Annotated in this window: 19 protein-coding genes; 13 read left to right on the top strand and 6 right to left on the bottom strand. The window is 67.0% G+C overall.

What is annotated here, in order from left to right; translation table 11 throughout:
* Window positions 1–26 precede the first annotated feature (26 nt).
* The 4 genes from MELE44368_RS16330 to MELE44368_RS16345 all read right to left on the bottom strand — a co-directional run bounded on the left by MELE44368_RS16330 (window position 27) and on the right by MELE44368_RS16345 (window position 5,146).
* The gene (locus tag MELE44368_RS16330) at window positions 27–1,046 is read right to left on the bottom strand and encodes a DUF7064 domain-containing protein (protein ID WP_206613785.1); all 1,020 of its coding nucleotides are present in this window, start codon (window positions 1,044–1,046) and stop codon (window positions 27–29) included.
* Window positions 1,047–2,150: a phosphotransferase family protein gene (locus tag MELE44368_RS16335; protein ID WP_128109423.1), complete on the bottom strand. Its 1,104-nt coding sequence runs from the start codon at window positions 2,148–2,150 to the stop codon at window positions 1,047–1,049.
* Window positions 2,151–2,730: 580 nt separating this feature from the next.
* A complete protein-coding gene (locus MELE44368_RS16340) occupies window positions 2,731–4,344 on the bottom strand; it encodes a phytoene desaturase family protein (RefSeq protein WP_128109424.1) in 1,614 nt (537 codons plus the stop codon).
* A 157-nt stretch (window positions 4,345–4,501) separates the two neighbouring features.
* Entirely contained in the window at window positions 4,502–5,146 is a 645-nt protein-coding gene (locus MELE44368_RS16345; protein ID WP_241566657.1) for a TetR/AcrR family transcriptional regulator, read from the bottom strand.
* Window positions 5,147–5,325: 179 nt separating this feature from the next.
* On the opposite strand from MELE44368_RS16345, the gene MELE44368_RS16350 reads away from it, so the two are divergent.
* Window positions 5,326–6,258, top strand: coding sequence for a hypothetical protein (locus tag MELE44368_RS16350; RefSeq protein ID WP_128109425.1), 933 nt, complete (start codon window positions 5,326–5,328; stop codon window positions 6,256–6,258).
* Here MELE44368_RS16350 and MELE44368_RS16355 read toward each other — a convergent pair.
* Window positions 6,248–6,910 carry a TetR/AcrR family transcriptional regulator gene (locus MELE44368_RS16355; RefSeq protein ID WP_128109426.1) on the bottom strand — a complete coding sequence of 221 codons (663 nt, stop codon included), beginning with the start codon at window positions 6,908–6,910 and terminating at the stop codon, window positions 6,248–6,250. The two genes, MELE44368_RS16350 and MELE44368_RS16355, sit on opposite strands and share 11 nt — an antisense overlap.
* Before the next feature lie 124 nt (window positions 6,911–7,034).
* Between MELE44368_RS16355 and MELE44368_RS16360 the strand changes: the two genes are divergently transcribed.
* Window positions 7,035–8,081: a DUF7064 domain-containing protein gene (locus tag MELE44368_RS16360; RefSeq protein WP_128109427.1), complete on the top strand. Its 1,047-nt coding sequence runs from the start codon at window positions 7,035–7,037 to the stop codon at window positions 8,079–8,081.
* 117 nt (window positions 8,082–8,198) lie between these two features.
* On the top strand, window positions 8,199–9,032 hold the full coding sequence (locus tag MELE44368_RS16365; RefSeq protein WP_241566658.1) for a hypothetical protein: 834 nt from the start codon (window positions 8,199–8,201) through the stop codon (window positions 9,030–9,032).
* On the opposite strand, the gene MELE44368_RS16370 is transcribed toward MELE44368_RS16365, so the two are convergent.
* On the bottom strand, window positions 9,017–9,814 hold the full coding sequence (locus tag MELE44368_RS16370) for an SDR family NAD(P)-dependent oxidoreductase (RefSeq protein WP_128109428.1): 798 nt from the start codon (window positions 9,812–9,814) through the stop codon (window positions 9,017–9,019). The two genes, MELE44368_RS16365 and MELE44368_RS16370, sit on opposite strands and share 16 nt — an antisense overlap.
* Before the next feature lie 100 nt (window positions 9,815–9,914).
* On the opposite strand from MELE44368_RS16370, the gene MELE44368_RS16375 reads away from it, so the two are divergent.
* The 10 genes from MELE44368_RS16375 to MELE44368_RS16420 are packed head-to-tail and all read left to right on the top strand — an operon-like array spanning window position 9,915 to window position 18,890.
* Window positions 9,915–10,697, top strand: coding sequence for an enoyl-CoA hydratase/isomerase family protein (locus MELE44368_RS16375; protein WP_128109429.1), 783 nt, complete (start codon window positions 9,915–9,917; stop codon window positions 10,695–10,697).
* Window positions 10,694–11,497 carry an enoyl-CoA hydratase/isomerase family protein gene (locus MELE44368_RS16380; protein ID WP_128109430.1) on the top strand — a complete coding sequence of 268 codons (804 nt, stop codon included), beginning with the start codon at window positions 10,694–10,696 and terminating at the stop codon, window positions 11,495–11,497. The genes MELE44368_RS16375 and MELE44368_RS16380 overlap by 4 nt, the downstream gene beginning before the upstream one ends.
* Window positions 11,494–12,279: an enoyl-CoA hydratase/isomerase family protein gene (locus tag MELE44368_RS16385; RefSeq protein WP_128109431.1), complete on the top strand. Its 786-nt coding sequence runs from the start codon at window positions 11,494–11,496 to the stop codon at window positions 12,277–12,279. Before MELE44368_RS16380 ends, MELE44368_RS16385 begins: the two co-directional genes overlap by 4 nt.
* On the top strand, window positions 12,276–13,526 hold the full coding sequence (locus MELE44368_RS16390; RefSeq protein ID WP_128109432.1) for an aromatic ring-hydroxylating oxygenase subunit alpha: 1,251 nt from the start codon (window positions 12,276–12,278) through the stop codon (window positions 13,524–13,526). The genes MELE44368_RS16385 and MELE44368_RS16390 overlap by 4 nt, the downstream gene beginning before the upstream one ends.
* The gene (locus MELE44368_RS16395) at window positions 13,523–14,050 is read left to right on the top strand and encodes an aromatic-ring-hydroxylating dioxygenase subunit beta (protein ID WP_128109433.1); all 528 of its coding nucleotides are present in this window, start codon (window positions 13,523–13,525) and stop codon (window positions 14,048–14,050) included. Before MELE44368_RS16390 ends, MELE44368_RS16395 begins: the two co-directional genes overlap by 4 nt.
* Before the next feature lie 8 nt (window positions 14,051–14,058).
* Window positions 14,059–14,292 carry a hypothetical protein gene (locus MELE44368_RS16400; RefSeq protein ID WP_128109434.1) on the top strand — a complete coding sequence of 78 codons (234 nt, stop codon included), beginning with the start codon at window positions 14,059–14,061 and terminating at the stop codon, window positions 14,290–14,292.
* Window positions 14,292–15,500, top strand: a complete 1,209-nt coding sequence (locus MELE44368_RS16405) for an acetyl-CoA C-acetyltransferase (RefSeq protein WP_128109435.1) — start codon at window positions 14,292–14,294, stop codon at window positions 15,498–15,500. The genes MELE44368_RS16400 and MELE44368_RS16405 overlap by 1 nt, the downstream gene beginning before the upstream one ends.
* Window positions 15,497–16,825: an OB-fold domain-containing protein gene (locus tag MELE44368_RS16410; protein WP_128109436.1), complete on the top strand. Its 1,329-nt coding sequence runs from the start codon at window positions 15,497–15,499 to the stop codon at window positions 16,823–16,825. The genes MELE44368_RS16405 and MELE44368_RS16410 overlap by 4 nt, the downstream gene beginning before the upstream one ends.
* Window positions 16,815–18,008, top strand: a complete 1,194-nt coding sequence (locus MELE44368_RS16415) for an acetyl-CoA acetyltransferase (protein WP_128109437.1) — start codon at window positions 16,815–16,817, stop codon at window positions 18,006–18,008. Before MELE44368_RS16410 ends, MELE44368_RS16415 begins: the two co-directional genes overlap by 11 nt.
* Before the next feature lie 21 nt (window positions 18,009–18,029).
* Complete coding sequence (locus MELE44368_RS16420; RefSeq protein ID WP_128109438.1) at window positions 18,030–18,890, top strand: SDR family oxidoreductase; 861 nt, start codon at window positions 18,030–18,032, stop codon at window positions 18,888–18,890.
* Window positions 18,891–18,893 lie beyond the last annotated feature (3 nt).

The following is an 18,893-nucleotide window of genomic DNA, read 5'->3' on the forward strand; positions in this document are numbered from 1 at the left end:
AACCTCCAGTTAGGTGGCTGCTGCAATCACCCCCAAAACCCAAGGTGGAAAATGGGCAATTTTGCGTCTGCTCGCCCGGAAATGGGGGGTTGGTGACTCAGCCCGTCGGTGGTGACGGCGCGCACCGCGGCGGTGATGGGTCCGCTGCCCAGCCGCGGATTGGTCGACACCGCCAGATCACAGAACCCGGGTTTGCCATCGACCTCGATCTCGCAGATGGCATCGACGTCGCCGACGTTATGGTGCTCGAACACCATCGCATCGTATGGCACACAGTGCAGCACAAAGGGTTCCGCGTCGGGGAACGTCCACGTCGCGACCGCACCGCGATAGCTGGTGCCGTCCACCTCCATATGCACCACGATGTCGACATCGTCGGCATAGGTGATCTCGCCGTCGCGGACCAGGTAGCCCAACTGCCGGATGCTGCCATCGACGGCGTGCCATGCGATGGAGCCGAAGGACAGCTCGGGCCCGATGGTGCCGGGGATCCAGCGGTGGTTGAGCAGCGTGTCCCAGCGCCGCAGCCCCCAGGAGCGATCCCGATGGCACAGGCCGTTGACCTGATACGTGCGATCGTCGAGCTCGATCGTGCCGGTGATCGCGCCCGAGCATTCGAAATGCGAGCTGGCGAACTCGTCGACCAGTGATCCCGAACTCTTGGGAAAGAAGTCGGTGCGCGGATAGAAATCCTCGACCGTCAGATCGGCGCGGCAGTGCTCATCGTCGACCCGGTAGCGCAGGCGCTGCCCGTCGTGGGTGATGCGGTACCGGCCACCGAGAGCGCCGAACCCGTCGGGTAGCCGGTCGCCCTTCCCGAGGGCATTGGTGGTGTTGCGGCGGAGCCGGATTCCGTCGTGAGTGACCAGACCGAACCAGAGTGCGGCGATGCCGCCGGCGTGGTTCGGTTCATGGCCGATGCGGAAGACACCACCAATGCCCGCGTCGCGGTCGTTGAAGACCAGGAACGCGCTGTCCTGCCACCATTCGTCGGCGTCCGGAGTCTGGGGCAGTTCAGACTCCGGACCGTGCGCAACGACGTCCATTCAGCGGTTTCCGACGAAGCTCTGCGTTTCCCCTTCGGGCGCAGGCAGATCGAGCAGTCGCGCCAGTGTCTGGCTCGCGGGGTTGGACAACCGCATCGGTGCTCCTGGCGGAAGAAGCCCCGCCTCCACCATCATGTTGCCGGCCCTGTGCATCAGAATGGACAACCGGGTTGCGGCGAACACCTCGTAGAACGCGACCAGTTCCGGGTCGACCGCAACCCCGGCCAACTCGCTGTAGCGGGCGAGAGTCTGTTCGGGCGTCGAGAATCCCGGCAGCGGCGGCGCGCCGATACCCTCCGTGTAGTACCGCTGCAGAAACTGCCACCAGCCCAGGTCGAGTTCACGCGGGCTCACCGAGAGCATCTCCCAGTCCAGCACCGCGGCCGCCCGAAGCTGGTCGTCGAAAATGATGTTGCCGATCCGCGCGTCGCCCCAGTTGAGCACTTCGGACCCGGAACTCGTGGGCCGATGTTCGCGGATCCAGGCCAGCGCCTGCTCGACAGTCGGATTGGCCTCGCCGTTGGCCGCCCATGCAAAGGTGTTCTCCCAGAACCGAAGCTGTCCGTCGAAGCCAGCCTCGGGGTGGTCGCGCAGCTTGCCCAGTCCCGCTGCGTCGATGTGGACGGCGTGGATGGCCGCGACCTGCGACAGCGCGTTGTCGTACAGGGTCGCCTGCTGTTCGGGCGTCAGCTCGAGGACCCAGCCTTCGATGGTGTACGGCGGATCGTCGGACGGTATCCGGCCGTCGACGCGTTCCATGACGATGAACGGCGCGCCGAGCAATGCCGAATCCGGTTCGCTGAACAGCATCCGTGGCACCGGTACGGCGCTGTGCTCACCGACCGCCCGCATCACCTCGAACTCCAATTGCAGGTCGTAGCGTGGGAATACCGCCGGACCGGAGGGCTGCACCCGCGCCACCAGGGCGTGCTTGATGCCGTCCCACGTCGCGTCGAAGAGCACGGTCTCCCCGGACATGCCGTTGGAATGGGGGATGGTCACGTCGGTGACCTCCACCGGGGAGGTGGGGGCGACGTGCCGGGTGATGGCCTCGGTGAGTTGACCTGCCGCCCACTGCGGGTCGGTCTGATTCTTCAGTGCCATGGCTCTCCTCGGGTAGTTGGATTGGGTTGTTCGATTGCGAGGCCGCTACAACCGCGACGGCAGTATGTACGACGGAAGTAGGTGGGTGACATCGGAATCGACCTTCACCGACAGCCAACTCCAGGGCAGGAAGTACGTGATCGCGGCCCAGAAGGCGAAGAACCCGATGAGCGCCAGCTGGCGGGTCAGGAACCGGGCCCGGGGCCGGACGCGGTGGATACCACGCCATCGAGACCATGATCACGACGCTGATGCCCTCGATCACCCGCATCGCGGCGAGCCGCCACGTTTCGTACTCGTTCGGCCCGAGAATCGTTGCAGGACTGAATGATCCGTCTGTACTGGTGACCCAGCGGAACATGACCTGTCCGATGAAGACCAGCCAGAGCGCGCCGAGGCAGGCCCATACGGTGACCGCGCCGCCCCGCCTGGGATCAGCGGTCGCCGCACCAGCTCCGGGTAAGAACTGTGGACGCGACGCTCCGATGAAGGATTTCGCCACGGCCGACGCAATGCCGGGCTCACGATCGGTGGATTCCGCACCGATCGTGTCCGTCAGACCGGATGCCGGTCGCATGTCTTACTTCTCCGAATCCCGCAGGGCCGTCTGGGCGGCGAGCTTGCCGGGCAGCCCGCACACACCGCCGACGGGGTGGGTCCCGGCGCCGCTGAGGTAGAGACCGTCGATCGGCAGGCGGTAGGCGCCCAGCCCCGGCGCCGGTTTCATCGGGCCGAACCGGGTGATCAGCGGATCGACGTGGTAGACGTTGCCAGCGGGTGCGTTGAACCGCTCCTCGATGTCGGGCCCGCCGAGCACCGCGCGATCGATCTCCAGGCTGTCGAGGCCCTCGTAGTACTGGGCGCAGTCGCGCAGCACCGAGTCGCCGATCTTGTCGCGGACGTCCTCCCACGGTTCTCTGGGCGTCACGGGTATCACCCCGGACCACAGATAGAACGTGCTGCCTCCCTCGGGTGCCTGGGACGCGTCGACGGCGGAGGGAATCATCGAGCAGCTCACCGGAACCGGGTCCGGCCACTCGCCGCGGACAACCGCGTTCCAGGCCGCGTCCTGCTCTTCGAGGGTGTGCCACGCGGCGAGGTGGCGGCGCAGATCGAGATCGTTGCCGCGCCACTTCTCATGCCGCTTCATGGAGACGTGGCCGTCGAGGGCGACGTTGATCTTCAACGACGTGGCGTGCGTCTTGCGAAGCGGAATGTCCTTGGCCCGCACTGCCAATTTGCGCTCAAGCGCACCCTCCGGCAAGAGCTCGTTGAGCGTGATCACCGGATTGCAGGTGCTCAGGACCCCCTTGCGTGGACGGATGACCTGATCGTTGTCGAGGTGCACGCCGGTGACCCGATTACCGGAGATCACGAGCTCCTGCACCCGGCAATTGGTGTGCACAGTACCGCCGTGTGCGGTCAGGCAGCGATGCAAAGCTGCTGGGAGAGAACCGGTTCCGCCGATCGGCATCAGGTTGGGTACCTGCTGCACCACGCCCAGGTAGATCATCGCCCAGGCCGTCATGTCCAGCCGCATCTGCGAAAACGCCGCCATCGCCGCCAGCGCGCCCTTGGGCAGCTCCGACTCGAACGTCTCTTCCAGGAATTCGGTGTGCGACGCGGTGGCGAAGTTGCGCAGCGACCACAGCCGCTTGGGCTGACGTACGGCGTTGGCGAGCGCCGTGACCATCTCCTTGGTGAACGGCCGCAGCGGGTGTGCCTTCATGTACGCCACCACGATTTTCATCGCGGGGGCCAGCGCGTTGGCCAGGTCGAGCCAGGCCCGGGCATCCGCCGGTGAGAAGCGCCGCAGTTCGTCGGCGGTCTTGCTGGCGTCGCGCCAGATCGCCAACGAACTGCCGTCGGGTGCGAGCTGGACGTGCGCCGGGTCGACCGGGATCATCCGCAGGCCGTACCTGTGCAGCTGCAGTTCCTCGGAGATGCCGGACAGCCCGAAGATCCCCGTCGCCTGGATGGCGCCCTCGTTGAACAGGTGGTTCGGCGCTTTCTCGAGGATGGCGTTGGTGGTCGTCATGCCGCCGATCTGCGGGGAGGCTTCGATGACGGTCACTTGGTGACCGGCTCGCGCCAGATAGCAGCCGGCGGTCAAACCGTTGTGACCTGCGCCGATGATGACGTAGTCGGTCTCACGGGGCACTGCGGGCGCGGGCGGAGGTGTGGGGGAGGTCATACCGCCATCGTGGCATCAACACGATTTAAAAATCAATAACGATTCACAAATCGAGTTTGGACGTAGCGTCCAGCGCCTGTCGAACGCCAGGTGTGGTCCGGATGTGGGCTGCCCTCCACCACCGAATGACGGTGTGGAACCGCGGTTTCGAGTGGCGTTAAGAGGCGGTGTCGATGTCGGGCAGTCCCAGCCAGGCGATCTTGTGCGCGGTCTCGGGGTCGACTCCGAATCCGCGCAGCATCATCTCCGCACCCCGCGATTCGGTCTCGGGCCCCGGTTCGAGCAGGCCCGACAGGATGGCGCGGATGGCGGCCAGTGCGGCGGCACTGATCGACACCAGCGCCAACTCGATGTCCTCGATAGCGAATTGTCCACTGGCGCAACCGTGTTCCAGGGTCTCGCGAGCCCATGGCCGCACGGAGTCCTCGAACGCGGCGTCGGCTCGGTTGAGTTCGACTACCAGGCGGGCCAATTCGGGCTCCGACGTGGCGAAACGGAGGAACCGCCGGTACGCGTCCGCAGCCGCCCGGGCGGCGTCGCTGGCCGCCACGGCGGTTGCGCCGATCGAGCTGGCGAGCCCGGTCAGCGTGTCCGCGACCACGGCCTCCACCAGTGCTTCTTTGGACTCGAAGTACGTGTAGAAGGTGCCGAATCCCAGATCGGCGCGGTCGGTGACATCGCCGATTCGCAACGCGCTGACCCCGTTTTCGGCGATCAACTGACGCGCGGCGGTGAGCAACTTCTCCCTGGCGCGCGCCTTACGCCTCTCGCGGCGGCCGACCCCGACCGGTTCTGCAGTCACCCGACCATCGTTGCATGCACGGCACCGGGCGTGCGGGGAACGGCCTCGAAAATGAATCAATTTTCATCATTGATACTTCAATCGATTGGCGTTAGTGTGTGCCGCGTCACCTTCAGTCCGCGCGTCCGCTTCACACCCGATCGGGCAGCAGACGCCAGACCAGATTGAGGATCTCTTCGATGACTTTGCAGACGACGATCGACAACCTGATGGCCGCAACGCCGGTACCCGAGCACCCCACCACACCGGTGCCGTTCATGGCCGAGATCCTGTTCACGATCTTTCTGGGGATCCCGGTGGTGTTCGGTGTGTTCTTCGCGATCAAGCACCTGGTCACCGGGCGCGGTCCGCTGCTGGCCTTCTGTCTGATCGGCGGCGGGATCGCGTGTCTGTTCGAGCCGATCGTCGACACGCTCGGGCTGTGCTACATCCGCGAGGGCGCGACGCTCACCACGTTCTCCGCGATGGGCCGCGACTTCCCGCTGTACATCAACTTCGTCTACATCTGGTATGTCGGTGGGCTCGCCTATCTGTCCTACCGGGTCTACAGCACCGGGGTGACCAGGAAGGGCCTGTTCCAGCTGTACCTGATCGACGTCTTCATCAACATTTGGCTGGAGAGCCCGGGGGTGCTGATGGGGGCGTACGAGTACTACGGTCCGCAGCCGCTGAACTTCTGGGGTCTGCCGCTGTGGTGGGTGTGCGTGAACCCGGTCATGCCGATGACCGCCGGCGCGTTGATCTACCGGTTGACGCCGTATCTGCCGGGTTGGCGAATGGCGCTGGTCATCGCGTTCATCCCGATGTCCGACGGCATCGCCAACGGCGCCACCGCCTGGCCGATTTGGACCGCGCTCAACCTCAACGCGTCGCTGGTCGTGACCCATCTCGCGTGGCTTGTCACGGTGGGACTGGCGCTGACCGCGGTGTGGATCTTGTCGTTCGCGGTCACCCGGCCCGAGGACGAGGTGTTCATCAAGTCCAAGACGCGTCTGCTCAAAGCCGCGATCTTCGGCGTCCCCGAAGACACCCTGGCGGCCAGGCAATCAGCCGGCACTGCAACTAATCGCGTTGCAGCACAAAGCGATACGGTAGCTCAGGTCAATCGTTGAGCGTTGTGGCGACGCGGGTGACGATCGTGAGCGCTTCGTCCGGTCGGATGCCGAGGGAGCTCAGCGCGTGGCGTGCGAACGCTTCCTCGGCATGCGGACCGTGGCGTCCGTCGAGGATCTCGCGAATCAGCGCGAAGGCCCCGCCGATCACGGCCGTCAGCAGCACTTCAACGTTGGCCACTACGAACCGTCCGGACACGATGCCGCGTTCCACGGCCAGGCGGGCCGGGGGTTGCAGCGCGTCACTGAACAGGGCTTCCGAATGCGCGATGTTGACGATCAAGCGGGCCAGGTCGGGCTCGCGACGAGCCATACCCACTACGCGCAGGATGGCGGTGGCGACCGTCTCCGCCGGGTCGGCGTCGTCGTCGAGACCGGTGACGGTCTCGGCGGCCAGATCGGACAGTGTCTCGCTGATAACCGCTTCGACCAGAACATCTTTGGAGGCGAAATAGTTGTAGAAGGAGCCCAGGGCCACGTCGGCGCGTTCGGTGACGTCTTGCACCCGAAGGCCGACCACGCCGTTGGCGGCGATCAACTCCCGGCCGGCGTCGAGCAGACGCCGGCGGGTGCGCTGCTGCTGACGCTGGGTGCGGGTCAGACCACCGGTCTGGCCGGCAGCCAGGTCGGCAGACGACTTTTCGGCGGCCATGGCCCCATTCTCTCGGATGAACACCTATTCAGTACTGATAGTACGTTCGCGGGCGGCAGTGCCCGAGCCCCGTGCGCGACCGGCGGTCGCGATCTATTGATCAACTTGAAAGAGGCTGTGCGACATGACTGTTCATACTCATCCCGGTAGCACCGATCTGCTGCTTCCGCTGCCGGCGGAAGCCGAGAGCTGGGACCCGCACACGATCCACACCCACTACTTCGGCTTCTCCGTGCCCGAGGCTGCCATCGGCGCGTTCATCTACGTGCGCTACATGCCCGCCTTCCCGCTGACCCAGGGCGGCGTGTGTGTGTTCCAGGGCACCGACAACGTCGAGCACGCCGATATCGCCTTCCTCGACTACGAGATGACCATGCCGTGGCCAACGGTCGAGGGCAACAGCATCACCACCGACAACGGGCTGGCCATCGACTTCACCGCACCTGGCAAGACCGCGACCCTGCGCTATAGCGCCTGCGACGACCGGATGTCGTTCGATGTGGTAGCCGAGGCCGCGACGCCGCTTCTGGCCCGTGGGCACGTGATGCCGGGGGAGGAGAAACACCACCACGATGGCACTCAACCCGGTGGCAGTGAACAGTTCATGCACATGACCGGGGAGTTGGTGCTCGACGGTACGACGTACCCCATCGACTGCCATGCCCCGCGCGACCGGTCGTGGCGGCAGGTGCGGGTGGAAAAGCGGGGCGCCGTGCCGAGCCCGCCGGTGGGGTGGTCGCCGATGTACTTCGGTCCCGACCTGATCTTCAACCAGATCAGCTTCGAGCCGTTGGACACCGACCCGGCCTGGCAGGGCCTGTACAACGTCGGCGACCGGCCCTCGCATCACTTCGCCTGGGTTCAGCGCGGCGACGAAACCCGGGCCATTACCTCGGTCCGGCGTAACGTGCTCGAATACCATCCGCGGCTACACATGGCGGTGCGGCAGGAGATCAGCGCGGTGGACGACAAGGGTGAGGAGTACTTCTTCCGAGGGGAAGCCATTGCCGCGGCGTCGATTCCGGCGTGGCCGAACTGCTCGTTCCGCGACAGCGTGTTCCGGTGGGAGGACCCGCAGGGCCGGGTCACGCATTCGACCTATCAGGAGATCTGGTTCGACACCTACCATCACGCGATGATGCTTCGTGCTGCGCAACCCGCGCCCGCCTGACCCCGGGTTGCCGCCTACTCGTTGGTCGTACCGTTCCCGCCGCGCGGGATATGGCGTATCTTTCGGGGTTGAGGAATTTAACTCGGGATAGATTTCGAACGAGATGAAGGTGCGCTCATGGCGTGGATGGCTCCGGTCGTCACCGAGGGAATCGATTCGCCGGTAAGCGAGGTCGGCCAGTGGATCGCCACCGTACTGACCTGGGGGCTGGCGGCGGTGGCCGCGGTCTACGTGATCAACATCGCCCGGCGGGAACGGTCCATCTGGCCGCTGTGCGTCGCGGTCAGCGGCACGCTGGCCTGCCTGATGGAGCCGCTGTTCGACCACCTCTACGGGCTGTGGTTCCTGGAGGAGGGGCAGTGGCATCTCTACACCACTTTCGGTAGCTCCCAACCGATTTGGGTCCCCGGCGCGTACCTGGCGTTCTACGGCGGGGCGACCGTGTTCGTCGCGCGATACCTGCAGCGTCATCCAAGCACGCGGGCGGTGTGGCAGATGTACGCGGCCATCGTCGTGATGGCGATCGCGGCCGAGATGACCTACGTCAGCATCCTGGGCGTCTACACCTACCAGGACAGCCAGCCGTTCGTGGTGTTCGGCTACCCGATCTTCCTCGGCTTCACCAACGCGATGTCGGCGCTCGTCAGCGGCATCATCGTGTCCCGGCTGGTGCCGCTGCTGAAGGGCGCCGAGTACCTGTCGCTGATCCCGATCGTGCCGGTGGCGTTCGCGGCCGGACTGTTCGGCACGGGCATCCTCTATCTGTCGGTGCGACACGGTATCGAGGACCCGCCGATGTGGCTGGTGCACCTGGCGGCGCTGACCGTGGTGGGCGGTATCGCGAGCACCGTGGCGCTACTGGCCAAGCTCCTGGTGGCGCCGCAGCAGCGAGCGGCGGAGGCCGGCAGCTCCAACGAGCGGGTCAAGCAGCCCGATCACGGCATGGTGTAGCCGCCGCTGACCGAGATCATCTGGCCGGTCACCTGCCGCGCCGCCCGCGGCGAGGCGAACCACAGCACCGCTCGGCCGACGTCCTCGGCGGTGGTGAGCCGACGCATCGGGGTGTCTTTGAGCATGAAGTCGATCTGCTTCTGATTGAAGACGTTGTCCTGACCGACCGACCACAGGCTCTTCTCGCCCACGGCGTCCGGTCCCTCCGGGATCACCAGGCCGGGGCAGACGATGTTGGACCGGATCCCGTGCCGGCCGTGCTCACGCGCGGTGGTGCGGGCCAGCGCCACCATCGCCGCCTTGGAGGCGCCGTAGACGGCCTGGCGGATCTGCCCGAACGCGGCGTCGCTGGCGATGAAGACCAGCGCACCCTCGCCGGCCTCCTTCATCGGGGGGATCGCCGCCTGTGTGGCGGCCAGTGCGCTGAAGAAGTTGATCTCGATCGTGCGCTGCCACTTGTCGCGGTCGGTGTCCGTGGCGACGAAGCCGGGCACGCTCCACCCGGCGTTGTTCACCAGGACGTCGATGCCGCCCCATTTGTCGACGGACGCCTGGATCACCTTCTCCGCGGCACCGGGCTTCGTCAGATCGGCGATGACGACCTGCACGTCGGCCGCGCCGCGCTCCAACGCCTCGGAACGCACCTTCTCGGCCTGGGGTTCGTCGATGTCGTTGATGACGATGCGCGAGCCCTCTGTCGCGAACTCGTGGACGATGCCGCGCCCGATGTTCGAGGCCCCGCCGGTCACGACCACGCGTGCGTCTTTCAAACCCAGGTCCATGTTTGTTGCTCCTCAGGCGTGGTTGAGTGATACCGTCGCGTTGGTTTAACCTAGATTAGAAATTGAGATTAAATTTGTCCACAACCTGCAGGGAGCCCAGATGACGTCGCTCGACGGCAAAGTCGCGGTCGCGACGGCCGACGGATCGATCGGTCGGGTCACCCTGAATCGGCCGGACAAGATGAACTCGGTGACGGTGGCGCTCGCCCAGCAGCTGGAGCAGGCGCTGAACGAACTGGGCGGCAACCAGGACGTCAACGTCATCGTGATCCGCGGTGCCGGCGGAAACTTCTGCGCCGGAGGCGATTTCGCCGAAGTGGAGCGGCTGCGGGCAGCGGGGCCGGAAGCGCTCAAGACGTTGTTCGTCGCGTTCCGCCGGGCGTGCGACACGATCGCCGACATCGACGTGCCCGTCGTCGCCGCGGTGGAGGGAGTCGCCGCGGCCGGCGGCTTCGAGCTCATGCAGGCGGCCGACATCGTGCTGGTGAGCGAGACCGCCCGAATCGCCGACACTCACATCCGGTTCGGCATGATCCCGGGCGGCGGCAGTACCGCCCGGCTGCCCCGGATCATCGGCCGCCAGCAGGCCCTGGCCACGCTGCTGTCCGGCGAACGGCTCACCGCCACCGAGGCGGTCATCCGGGGGCTGGCCCATCGCGCCTATCCGCAGGACGCCTTCGACGAGCAGGTCGAGTCCTTCCTCACCGAGCTCGCCGGCCGCAGCCGGCACGCCGTCACCACCATAAAACGCCTCGTCAACGACGGGTTACGGGGAACCCTCGAGCAGGCACTGACCAACGAAGTGGACGCCGTCGTCGACCACATCATCGGTGCCGGTGCGGCCAGCGCCGCGGCGTTTGATTCCAGAAAGGCGAAATCGTGACCACCAGCACCCGCGAACACGTCCTGCTTGACGTCGACGACACCGGCATCGCCCGCCTGCAGCTGAACCGGCCGGACATCTCCAACGGCCTCAACGTGGAGACCCTGCGGGCCCTGCACGAGGCGGTGCTGCGGTGCCACGCCGACCCGTCCATCCGGGTGGTCCGGTTCAGCGGCGCCGGCAAGAACTTCTGCGCCGGCGGGGATATTCACACCTTCGAATCCAAGGGCGCGGGGCTGCCCGACTATCTGCGCGAGGCGACCGCGTGGCTGCAACTGGTCACCTCGGCGCTCATCCAGCTGCGGGTCCCGGTCGTCACCTCGGTGCAGGGCTTTGCCGCCGGCGGCGGCGGGATTGGGCTGGTGTGTGCCTCCGACATCGTCATCGCCGCCCGGTCGGCCAAGTTCTTCTCCGGCGCGGTGCGGGTCGGCATGGCGCCGGACGGCGGCTCGTCGGTGACCCTGACCCAACTGGTGGGGCTGCGGCAGGCACTGCGCATCCTGCTGACCAACCCGACCCTGGACGCCGAGGAGGCCGCGTCGATCGGGCTGATCACCGAGGTTGTCGACGACGAGCGGCTGACCGAACGCGCCGACGAGGTGGCCGCGCAGCTGGCCGCCCAGCCTCCCCTCGCCCTCTCCGCGACCAAGCGCCTGGTCTGGAGCGGTCTGGGCGAACCGGTCGAGGCGCGGCTGGCCGAGGAGGCGCGCACCGTGTCGGAGCTGTCCGGCACCGCCGACGCGCTGGAAGGCCTGCGCGCCGTCATCGAGCGCAGACAGCCGAGGTACACCGGGAAATGAGCGTGCTCAGCGAGGACCGGGGCGCCGTCAGGATCCTGACGCTGAACCGCCCCGAGGTCCGCAACGCGATCGACATCCCGCTGCGGCTGGCACTGCGCGAGGCGCTCGAGGCCGCAGACCGCGACCCCGCAGTGCGGGCGATCGTGCTCACCGGCGCCGGAAATGTGTTCTGCTCGGGCGGGGACATCTCCACCATGCAGCGGATGGACGCCGAGGCCGCGACCGAACGCGCCGAACTCGCGCAGGCCGTGATCCGGGCGATCTGGGCCACCCCGAAACCGGTGGTGGCCGCGGTCGAGGGGGCCGCATACGGGGCCGGCGTCTCGCTGGCCATCGCGTGTGACCGCATCGTCGCAGCCACCGACGCCCGGTTTGCCACCACGTTCACCCGGGTCGGGCTCGCCGGCGATATGGGCGTCTTCGCTTCGCTGCCGCGCCGGATCGGGATCCCGAGGGCACGCCAAATGCTCACGCTGGCAACGGTTGTCGAGGCGCAGCAGGCGCTCGACTGGGGCCTTGTCGACGCGTTGGCCGAACCCGGGAGCGCGCTGGACGCGGCCCTGGCCGACGCACAGGAACTGGCCGCCAAGCCGGCCGAAGCGCTCGGAGTCATCAAAGCGATGCTCGCCGAGGCGCCCACCACAAACCCCCTCGACGTGCTGCGTCGAGAGGTCGAACACCAGGCGCGGTTGTTCGACAGCGATGACTTCGCAGAAGGCGTTGCGGCCTTCCGGGAGAAGCGCCGTCCCAATTTCGGGCAAACCCAAGGAGTCCGTTCATGACATCGGTAATCGGGAGCCGGTACGAGCAGTTGATTCAGCGCGATCGGGTGCATGGTTCGCTGTACACCGATCCCTCGATCTTCGCCGAGGAACTCGAGAAGATCTGGTATCGCAGTTGGGTTTTCGTCGGCCACGAGAGCGAGGTCGCTCAGCCCAACGACTATGTGCGCAAGAAGCTCGGCCTGCAGGACGTCATCATGACGCGCGACCGGGACGGGCAGATTCACCTACTGCTCAACCGCTGCTCGCACCGCGGCAGCCAGGTGTGCGACGACGCGAAGGGCAACTCCGGCACCTTCCGCTGCCCCTATCACGGCTGGACGTTCCGCAACGACGGTGAGCTCGTCGGCTTCCCGTTCTTCAAGGGCTACGGCACACGCAAACTCGACCTGCCGCTGGGCCGGGTGCCGCGGGTGGACTCCTACCAGGGCTTCGTGTTCGGCAGTTTCGCGCCGGAGGGGCCCAGCCTGCTCGAGCACCTCGGCGACGCGGCCGGCGAGATCGACCGGCTCGCGCGGTTGTCACCGGAGGGCCGCGTCGAACTCAACGCCGGGTGGTTGCAGCACACTTCGCGTGCCAACTGGAAACTGTTGGCGGAGAACGAAACCGACGGATATCATCCGCAGTTCGTGCACGGGTCCATCTTCGGTGTGACCGGCAGCCCGATCGGCGCGTTGTACAGCGACTCGTCCACGGCCGTCACCCGGGACCTGGGCAACGGGCACAGCGAGAACGACCTGCGACCGGAGTTCCGCAAGTTCGCCCAGCCGATGCGCTGGTTCGGCACCACCGAATCGCGGGTGCCCGAGTACGCCGCCGCGATGCGCGCCAGGTACGGCGACGAGGCGGAGCGGACCATGATCGAGGGCGCTCCGCACGTGATGATCTTCCCGAACCTGTTCATCGCCGAGATCCAGGTGTTCAACATCCAGCCCGTCGCGGTGAACGAATGCGTACAGTACGTCACCGCCGTGCAACTGGCGGGTGCACCGGAACTCAACCGGCGCATGGTCTCCCAGTGCATCGGCTCCGTCGGACCCGCCGGCATGCTGCTGGCCGACGACACCGAGATGTACGAGCGGAACCAGCACGGCCTGGAGGCGCTGTCGCCCGAATGGCTGGATATCCGCCGCGGGCTCAACCGCGAAAAGATCGATGAGCGTGGGCATCCCATCGGCGGGCCTACCGACGAGACGGGAATGCGGGCCTTCTGGGCGCACTACAGGAATCTGATGGAGACACCATGACAACAGCACAGGTCGCCGAACTGGTGGAAATACCAGAGGGATTCGATCGCTTCGATGTTGAGCAGTTCCTCTACCGGGAGGCCCGTTTGGCCGACGAGAGCGACTACGACGCATGGGAAGCGCTGTGGACCGATGACGCCATCTACTGGGTGCCAGCCGGTGGCGCGGACATCGACCCGCTCCGGCAGATGTCGGTCATCTACGACAACAGAAGCCGCATCTCGACGCGGCTGAATCAGGCCCGCACCGGTCGGCGGTATGCCCAGGCTCCGCCGTCGAACCTGCGCCGGGTCATCTCCAACATCGAGTTCCTCGGCGGGCGTCCGAACGCGCTCGGCGGTGTCGATTTGGAGGTGGCGGCGAACTTCCTGTTGCTCGAGTCGCACGCCCGTGGCAACGAACTGTGGGGCGGACGCACGACGTACCGGCTGCGGCGAGAGAACGGCGAACTCCGGTTGGCTTACAAGAAGGTGGTGCTGGTCAACAACGACAAGCCGATCCCGACGATGGCCTTCCTGATTTGAGACCCGGCATGGGCATCCGATTCGATCCCACCCACGGGCCGATCATCGGCAGCGAGTTCGCCGAAGTCTCGGTGACGTTCGACGTGGAGGGCAACTCGTCGCGACTGCGGCTGGAGGATCTGCGCACCGGCCGCGTACGGTTCCTCGATGCCCTCGAGCTGGAGAGCATCGTGTGGCTGTCCGACGAACGGCTCCAGAACCTGCTCGACCCGTCGTCGGAGCGCTGGCGAGGGGAGTCGTGATGCGGCGCGCCGCGATCGTCGCGCCGCTGCGCACGGCTGTCGGTGCGTTCGGCGGCACCCTGCGGCCGTTGCGTGCCGAAGATCTGGCCGCACACGTCGTCAAAGCCGTTGTCGCCAAGAGCAATATTGATCCTGAGCGCATCGATGACGTGGTGTTCGCGCAGTCCTACGCGAACTCCGAGGCGCCGTGCATCGGCCGGTGGGTGGCGTTGCACGCGGGGCTGCCGGTCGGGGTTCCGGGGTTGCAGATCGACCGGCGCTGCGGCGGTGGGCTCCAGGCGGTCGTCACCGCGGCGATGATGGTGCAGACCGGCGCCGCCGACGCGGTACTCGCGGGCGGGGTCGAATCGATGAGCAATATCGAGCACTACACCACCAGCATGCGATGGGGTGCCCGGTCCGGAAATCAGTTGCTCTATGACCGGCTCGACCGTGGCCGCGAGATGTCGCAGCCCGCTTGGAGATTCGGCCGGATCAGCGGAATGATCGAAACCGCGGAGAACCTGGCGAAGGACTACGGCATCAGCCGGGAAGCCGCCGACGAGTTCGCGGTACGCAGCCACCAGCGGGCCGCCGCCGCGCAACGCTCCGGTGTGTTCGCCGACGAGATCGTGCCCATCGAAGTGCCGCAGCGCAAGGGCGATCCGATCGTCTTCGACACCGACGAGGGCGTGCGCCCGAACACCGATCTTGCGACCCTGTCGCGGCTGCGCACAATAATGCCCGACGGCACGGTCACGGCGGGCAATTCCAGCCAGCAGAACGATGCGGCCGCGGCCTGCCTGGTGGTCGCCGAGGATCGCCTCGACGAGCTGGGGCTGGAGCCGCTCGGGTTCCTGGAAGGCTGGGCCGCCACCGGATGCGAACCGTCGCGCATGGGGATCGGGCCGGTGAGCGCGGTACAAAAGCTGTTCGCCAGAACCGGATTCGGGTTCGACGACATGAACCTGATCGAGATCAACGAGGCGTTCGCCGTTCAGGTGCTTGCCGTGCTGGCCGGCTGGGGCGTCCCCCTCGACAAGGTCGACGACCGGCTGAACGTCAACGGATCCGGGATCTCGCTCGGGCACCCGATCGGCGCCACCGGAGTGCGAATCCTCACCACGATGCTCTACGAGCTGCAGCGGCGCGGCGGCGGTCTGGCCCTGGAGACGATGTGCATCGGCGGTGGGCAGGGCATCGCCGCGGTGTTCCGGGGCGCGGCATGAGCATCGGACTGCTGAGCTACGCGGCCTACCTGCCCCGGCATCGGCTCGGCCGTCGCGTGGTGGCCGGCTACGACGAGGACTCCACCACCATGGCGGTCGCGGCCGCTGCGACAGCACTCCGGCAGCAACCCGCCCCGGCCGCGCTGTTCTTCGCGACCAGCAGCCCCGCCTACGCGGACAAGACCAACGCCACCGCCATCCACGCCGCGCTCGGGCTGCCCGAACAGGCGCTGGCCGCGGATCTGTGCGGCACCGGCCGCAGCGGTTACGCCGCGATCCGCGCGGCCGCCCAGACCGGCGGGCTCGCGGTCCTGGGCGACGTGCGGGTCGGTCGGCCCGGGTCGGCCGACGAGAAGCTCGGCGGTGACGGTGCCGCGGCGCTGTTGTTCGGCGCGGGTGCGGCCATCGCCGAGGTGCTGGGCACCGCATCGCGCACCGAGGAGTTCCTCGACCGTTGGCGCGCACCGCATTCGGTGACGGGGCAGCAGTGGGAGGAGCGGTTCGGCGCGGAGCGGTACGCGCGGTTGATCCGGGCCACCGCCGCGGACGCGCTGAACGCGGCCGGGCTGGCCGACGCCGACCACGTCGCGCTGGCCTGTCCGAACACGGCGATCGTGAAACGTGCGGCCACGCTGGTCAAAGGACAGAAGTCGGTGGTCACCTCGCCGATCGGGTTCAGCGGCGCGGCCGACGCCGCGATCGCGCTGTGCGCTGTCCTCGACACCGCCGAACCCGGGGACACCATCCTGGTGTTCTCGGCCACCGACGGCTGCGACGCCGTGGTGCTGCGAGCCACCGACCGGCTGCCAGAGGCCCGACAGCCGGTGCCGGTGGCGCGGCAACGGGACGGCGGGCTGCCGGTGCCCGAGCTGACCTATCTGTCGTGGCGCGGGCTCGTCGAACTCGAGCCGCCGCGCCGCCCCGGGCCGGACCGGGTGGCGGCGCCACCCGCCGCCCGGGCAGTGGGGTGGAAGTTCGGCTTAACCGGAGCGCGGTGCAACGCCTGCGGTTTCGTACACATCCCGCCGGCGCGGGTGTGCCGCAAGTGCGCCGCCCTGGACCAGATGAGCCCGGCGCCGGTGGCCGGGTTGGCGGGTACGGTCGCCACCTACACGGTCGATCGGCTCGCGTATTCGCCGTCGCCGCCGATGATCCAGGCGGTGGTCGACGTCGACGGCGGCGGTCGGTGCACGGTGGAGGTCACCGACGCCGAACCCGACGCGCTGCACGTGGGCGCCCGGGTGCGGTTCAGCTTCCGGCGCCTGTTCACCGCCGGCGATGTGCATGACTACTTCTGGAAGGCGGTTTTGACACATGGCCAGTAACGGAATCGCCGGGCGGGTCGCGGTGATCGGCATGGGCTGCAGCCGGTTCGGCGAACGATGGGACGCCTCGACCGAAGACCTGATCCTGGAGGCCTACACCGAGTGCCTGGCCACGGCCGGCATCACCCGCGACGACGTGGACGCCTACTGGCTGGGCACCCTGAGTTCCGGCATGTCCGGACTGACGCTGAGCCGAGCGCTGGGCTCCGACGACAAACCGGTCACCCGGGTGGAGAACATGTGCGCCAGCGGCTCGGAGGCGTTCCGCAACGCCTGCTACGCGGTGGCGGCCGGCGCGTACGACGTCGTCATGGCGGTCGGCGTGGAGAAGCTCAAGGACTCCGGATTCTCCGGGCTGCTGCGCCAGGACCCGCCCGGCGACGGTACCGCACCGGAGATCTCGATGACCGCGCCCGCGGCGTTCTCGCTGCTGGACCCCGCCTATTGCGCAAAGTACGGCACCCATCCCGACGAGATGCGGGATGCGATGACGCATGTGGCGTGGAAGAACCACGACAACGGATCGCGAAACCCGAAGGCGCAGTTCCGCTCACCGGTCGCCAAGGACACAATCAGCAAGGCCCCGAAGGTCGCGGGCCGGCTCGGGGTCTTCGACTGCTCGGGGGTGTCCGACGGTGCGGCGTGCGCGCTGATCGTCCCGGCTGAGCGGGCCCACGAGTACACCGAGACCCCGATGTACGTCGCGGCGCTGTCGCTGGTTGCCGCATCCGGCCGCGGAGCGTTGGATCCCGCCTACGACTACACCAGCTTTCCCGAAGTTATCCGCTCAGCCAAGGACGCATACGCGCAGGCCGGTATTGACGACCCGCGCACCCAGCTGTCGCTGGCCGAGGTGCACGACTGCTTCACGCCGACCGAGATCGTGCTCATGGAAGACCTCGGGTTCACCTCGCCGGGGCAGGCCGTAAAAGACGTACTGGCAGGCGAATTCGACGCCGACGGGCGACTCCCGGTCAATCCCGACGGTGGACTGAAGAGCTTCGGCCATCCGGTCGGTGCCAGCGGCCTGCGTATGCTCTACGAGGCGTGGCTGCAGTTCCGCGGCGAGGCGGGCGAGCGCCAACTCACCGACCCGCACACCGCGCTGACGCACAACCTCGGCGGCCGTCCGGGCGGCTGCGTGTCCTTCGTTTCCATCGTCACCCGCGAACGTAATCACTAATGCAGACAAGGGAGTTCAGTAGTGCCAGGGGTAGCAGACAAAGTCGTCATCGTCACCGGAGCCGGAGGCGGCCTCGGGCGTGCCTACGCGCGGTTCCTCGCCGCGAACGGCGCGCTGGTCGTCGTCAACGACCTCGGCGGTGCCCGTGACGGCACGGGTTCCGGCACCAGCATGGCCGATGCAGTCGTCGACGAGATCCGCTCCGCTGGTGGCCGCGCCGTCGCCAACTATTCGTCGGTGGCGACCGCGGATGGCGCTGCCGAGATCGTCGACACCGCAGTGCGCGAATTCGGCGCCGTGCACGGCGTGGTGAGCAATGCGGGCATCCTGCGCGACGGCGCATTCCACAAGATGTCCGAGGAGAACTGGGATGCGGTGCTGAAGGTGCACCTGTACGGCGGATATCACGTGATCCGCACCGCCTGGCCGCATATGCGCGAGCAGAAGTTCGGCCGGGTGGTGGTGGCGACCTCCACCAGCGGGCTGTACGGCAACTTCGGGCAGGCGAACTACAGCGCCGCCAAGGCAGGCCTGGTCGGCCTGATCAACACCCTGGCCATCGAGGCCGCCAAGTACAACATCACCGCCAACGCGATCGCCCCGCTGGCCGCGACCCGGATGACCGCCGATATCGCTCCGCTGGAAGTACTCGACAAGCTCGATCCCGAACTGGTCGCCCCAGCCGTCGGCTACCTGGTCTCCGAGGAGAACAGCGACAGCGGATCCGTGTTCGTGGTCGGCGGCGGACTCGTGCAGCGGCATGCGCTGTTCATGAACGACGGCGTCACCTTCAGCGGCCCGCCGTCGCTGGAGGAGATCACCAGCCGCTGGGCCGAGATCAGCGACATGGCCAACGCCAAACTCGGCAGCAACCCCGTGTAACCC

The sequence above is a fragment of the Mycolicibacterium elephantis DSM 44368 genome (assembly GCF_004014805.1).
GTDB classification, from domain to species: domain Bacteria; phylum Actinomycetota; class Actinomycetes; order Mycobacteriales; family Mycobacteriaceae; genus Mycobacterium; species Mycobacterium elephantis.

Bases quoted from the DNA above. Each gene is read 5' to 3' on its own strand.
- MELE44368_RS16330 (WP_206613785.1), bottom strand. From the start codon at position 1,046: ATGGACGTCGTTGCGCACGGTCCGGAGTCTGAACTGCCCCAGACTCCG.
- MELE44368_RS16335 (WP_128109423.1), bottom strand. From the start codon at position 2,150: ATGGCACTGAAGAATCAGACCGACCCGCAGTGGGCGGCAGGTCAACTC.
- MELE44368_RS16340 (WP_128109424.1), bottom strand. From the start codon at position 4,344: ATGACCTCCCCCACACCTCCGCCCGCGCCCGCAGTGCCCCGTGAGACC.
- MELE44368_RS16350 (WP_128109425.1), top strand. From the start codon at position 5,326: ATGACTTTGCAGACGACGATCGACAACCTGATGGCCGCAACGCCGGTA.
- MELE44368_RS16355 (WP_128109426.1), bottom strand. From the start codon at position 6,910: ATGGCCGCCGAAAAGTCGTCTGCCGACCTGGCTGCCGGCCAGACCGGT.
- MELE44368_RS16360 (WP_128109427.1), top strand. From the start codon at position 7,035: ATGACTGTTCATACTCATCCCGGTAGCACCGATCTGCTGCTTCCGCTG.
- MELE44368_RS16365 (WP_241566658.1), top strand. From the start codon at position 8,199: ATGGCGTGGATGGCTCCGGTCGTCACCGAGGGAATCGATTCGCCGGTA.
- MELE44368_RS16370 (WP_128109428.1), bottom strand. From the start codon at position 9,814: ATGGACCTGGGTTTGAAAGACGCACGCGTGGTCGTGACCGGCGGGGCC.
- MELE44368_RS16375 (WP_128109429.1), top strand. From the start codon at position 9,915: ATGACGTCGCTCGACGGCAAAGTCGCGGTCGCGACGGCCGACGGATCG.
- MELE44368_RS16385 (WP_128109431.1), top strand. From the start codon at position 11,494: ATGAGCGTGCTCAGCGAGGACCGGGGCGCCGTCAGGATCCTGACGCTG.
- MELE44368_RS16390 (WP_128109432.1), top strand. From the start codon at position 12,276: ATGACATCGGTAATCGGGAGCCGGTACGAGCAGTTGATTCAGCGCGAT.
- MELE44368_RS16395 (WP_128109433.1), top strand. From the start codon at position 13,523: ATGACAACAGCACAGGTCGCCGAACTGGTGGAAATACCAGAGGGATTC.
- MELE44368_RS16400 (WP_128109434.1), top strand. From the start codon at position 14,059: ATGGGCATCCGATTCGATCCCACCCACGGGCCGATCATCGGCAGCGAG.
- MELE44368_RS16405 (WP_128109435.1), top strand. From the start codon at position 14,292: ATGCGGCGCGCCGCGATCGTCGCGCCGCTGCGCACGGCTGTCGGTGCG.
- MELE44368_RS16410 (WP_128109436.1), top strand. From the start codon at position 15,497: ATGAGCATCGGACTGCTGAGCTACGCGGCCTACCTGCCCCGGCATCGG.
- MELE44368_RS16415 (WP_128109437.1), top strand. From the start codon at position 16,815: ATGGCCAGTAACGGAATCGCCGGGCGGGTCGCGGTGATCGGCATGGGC.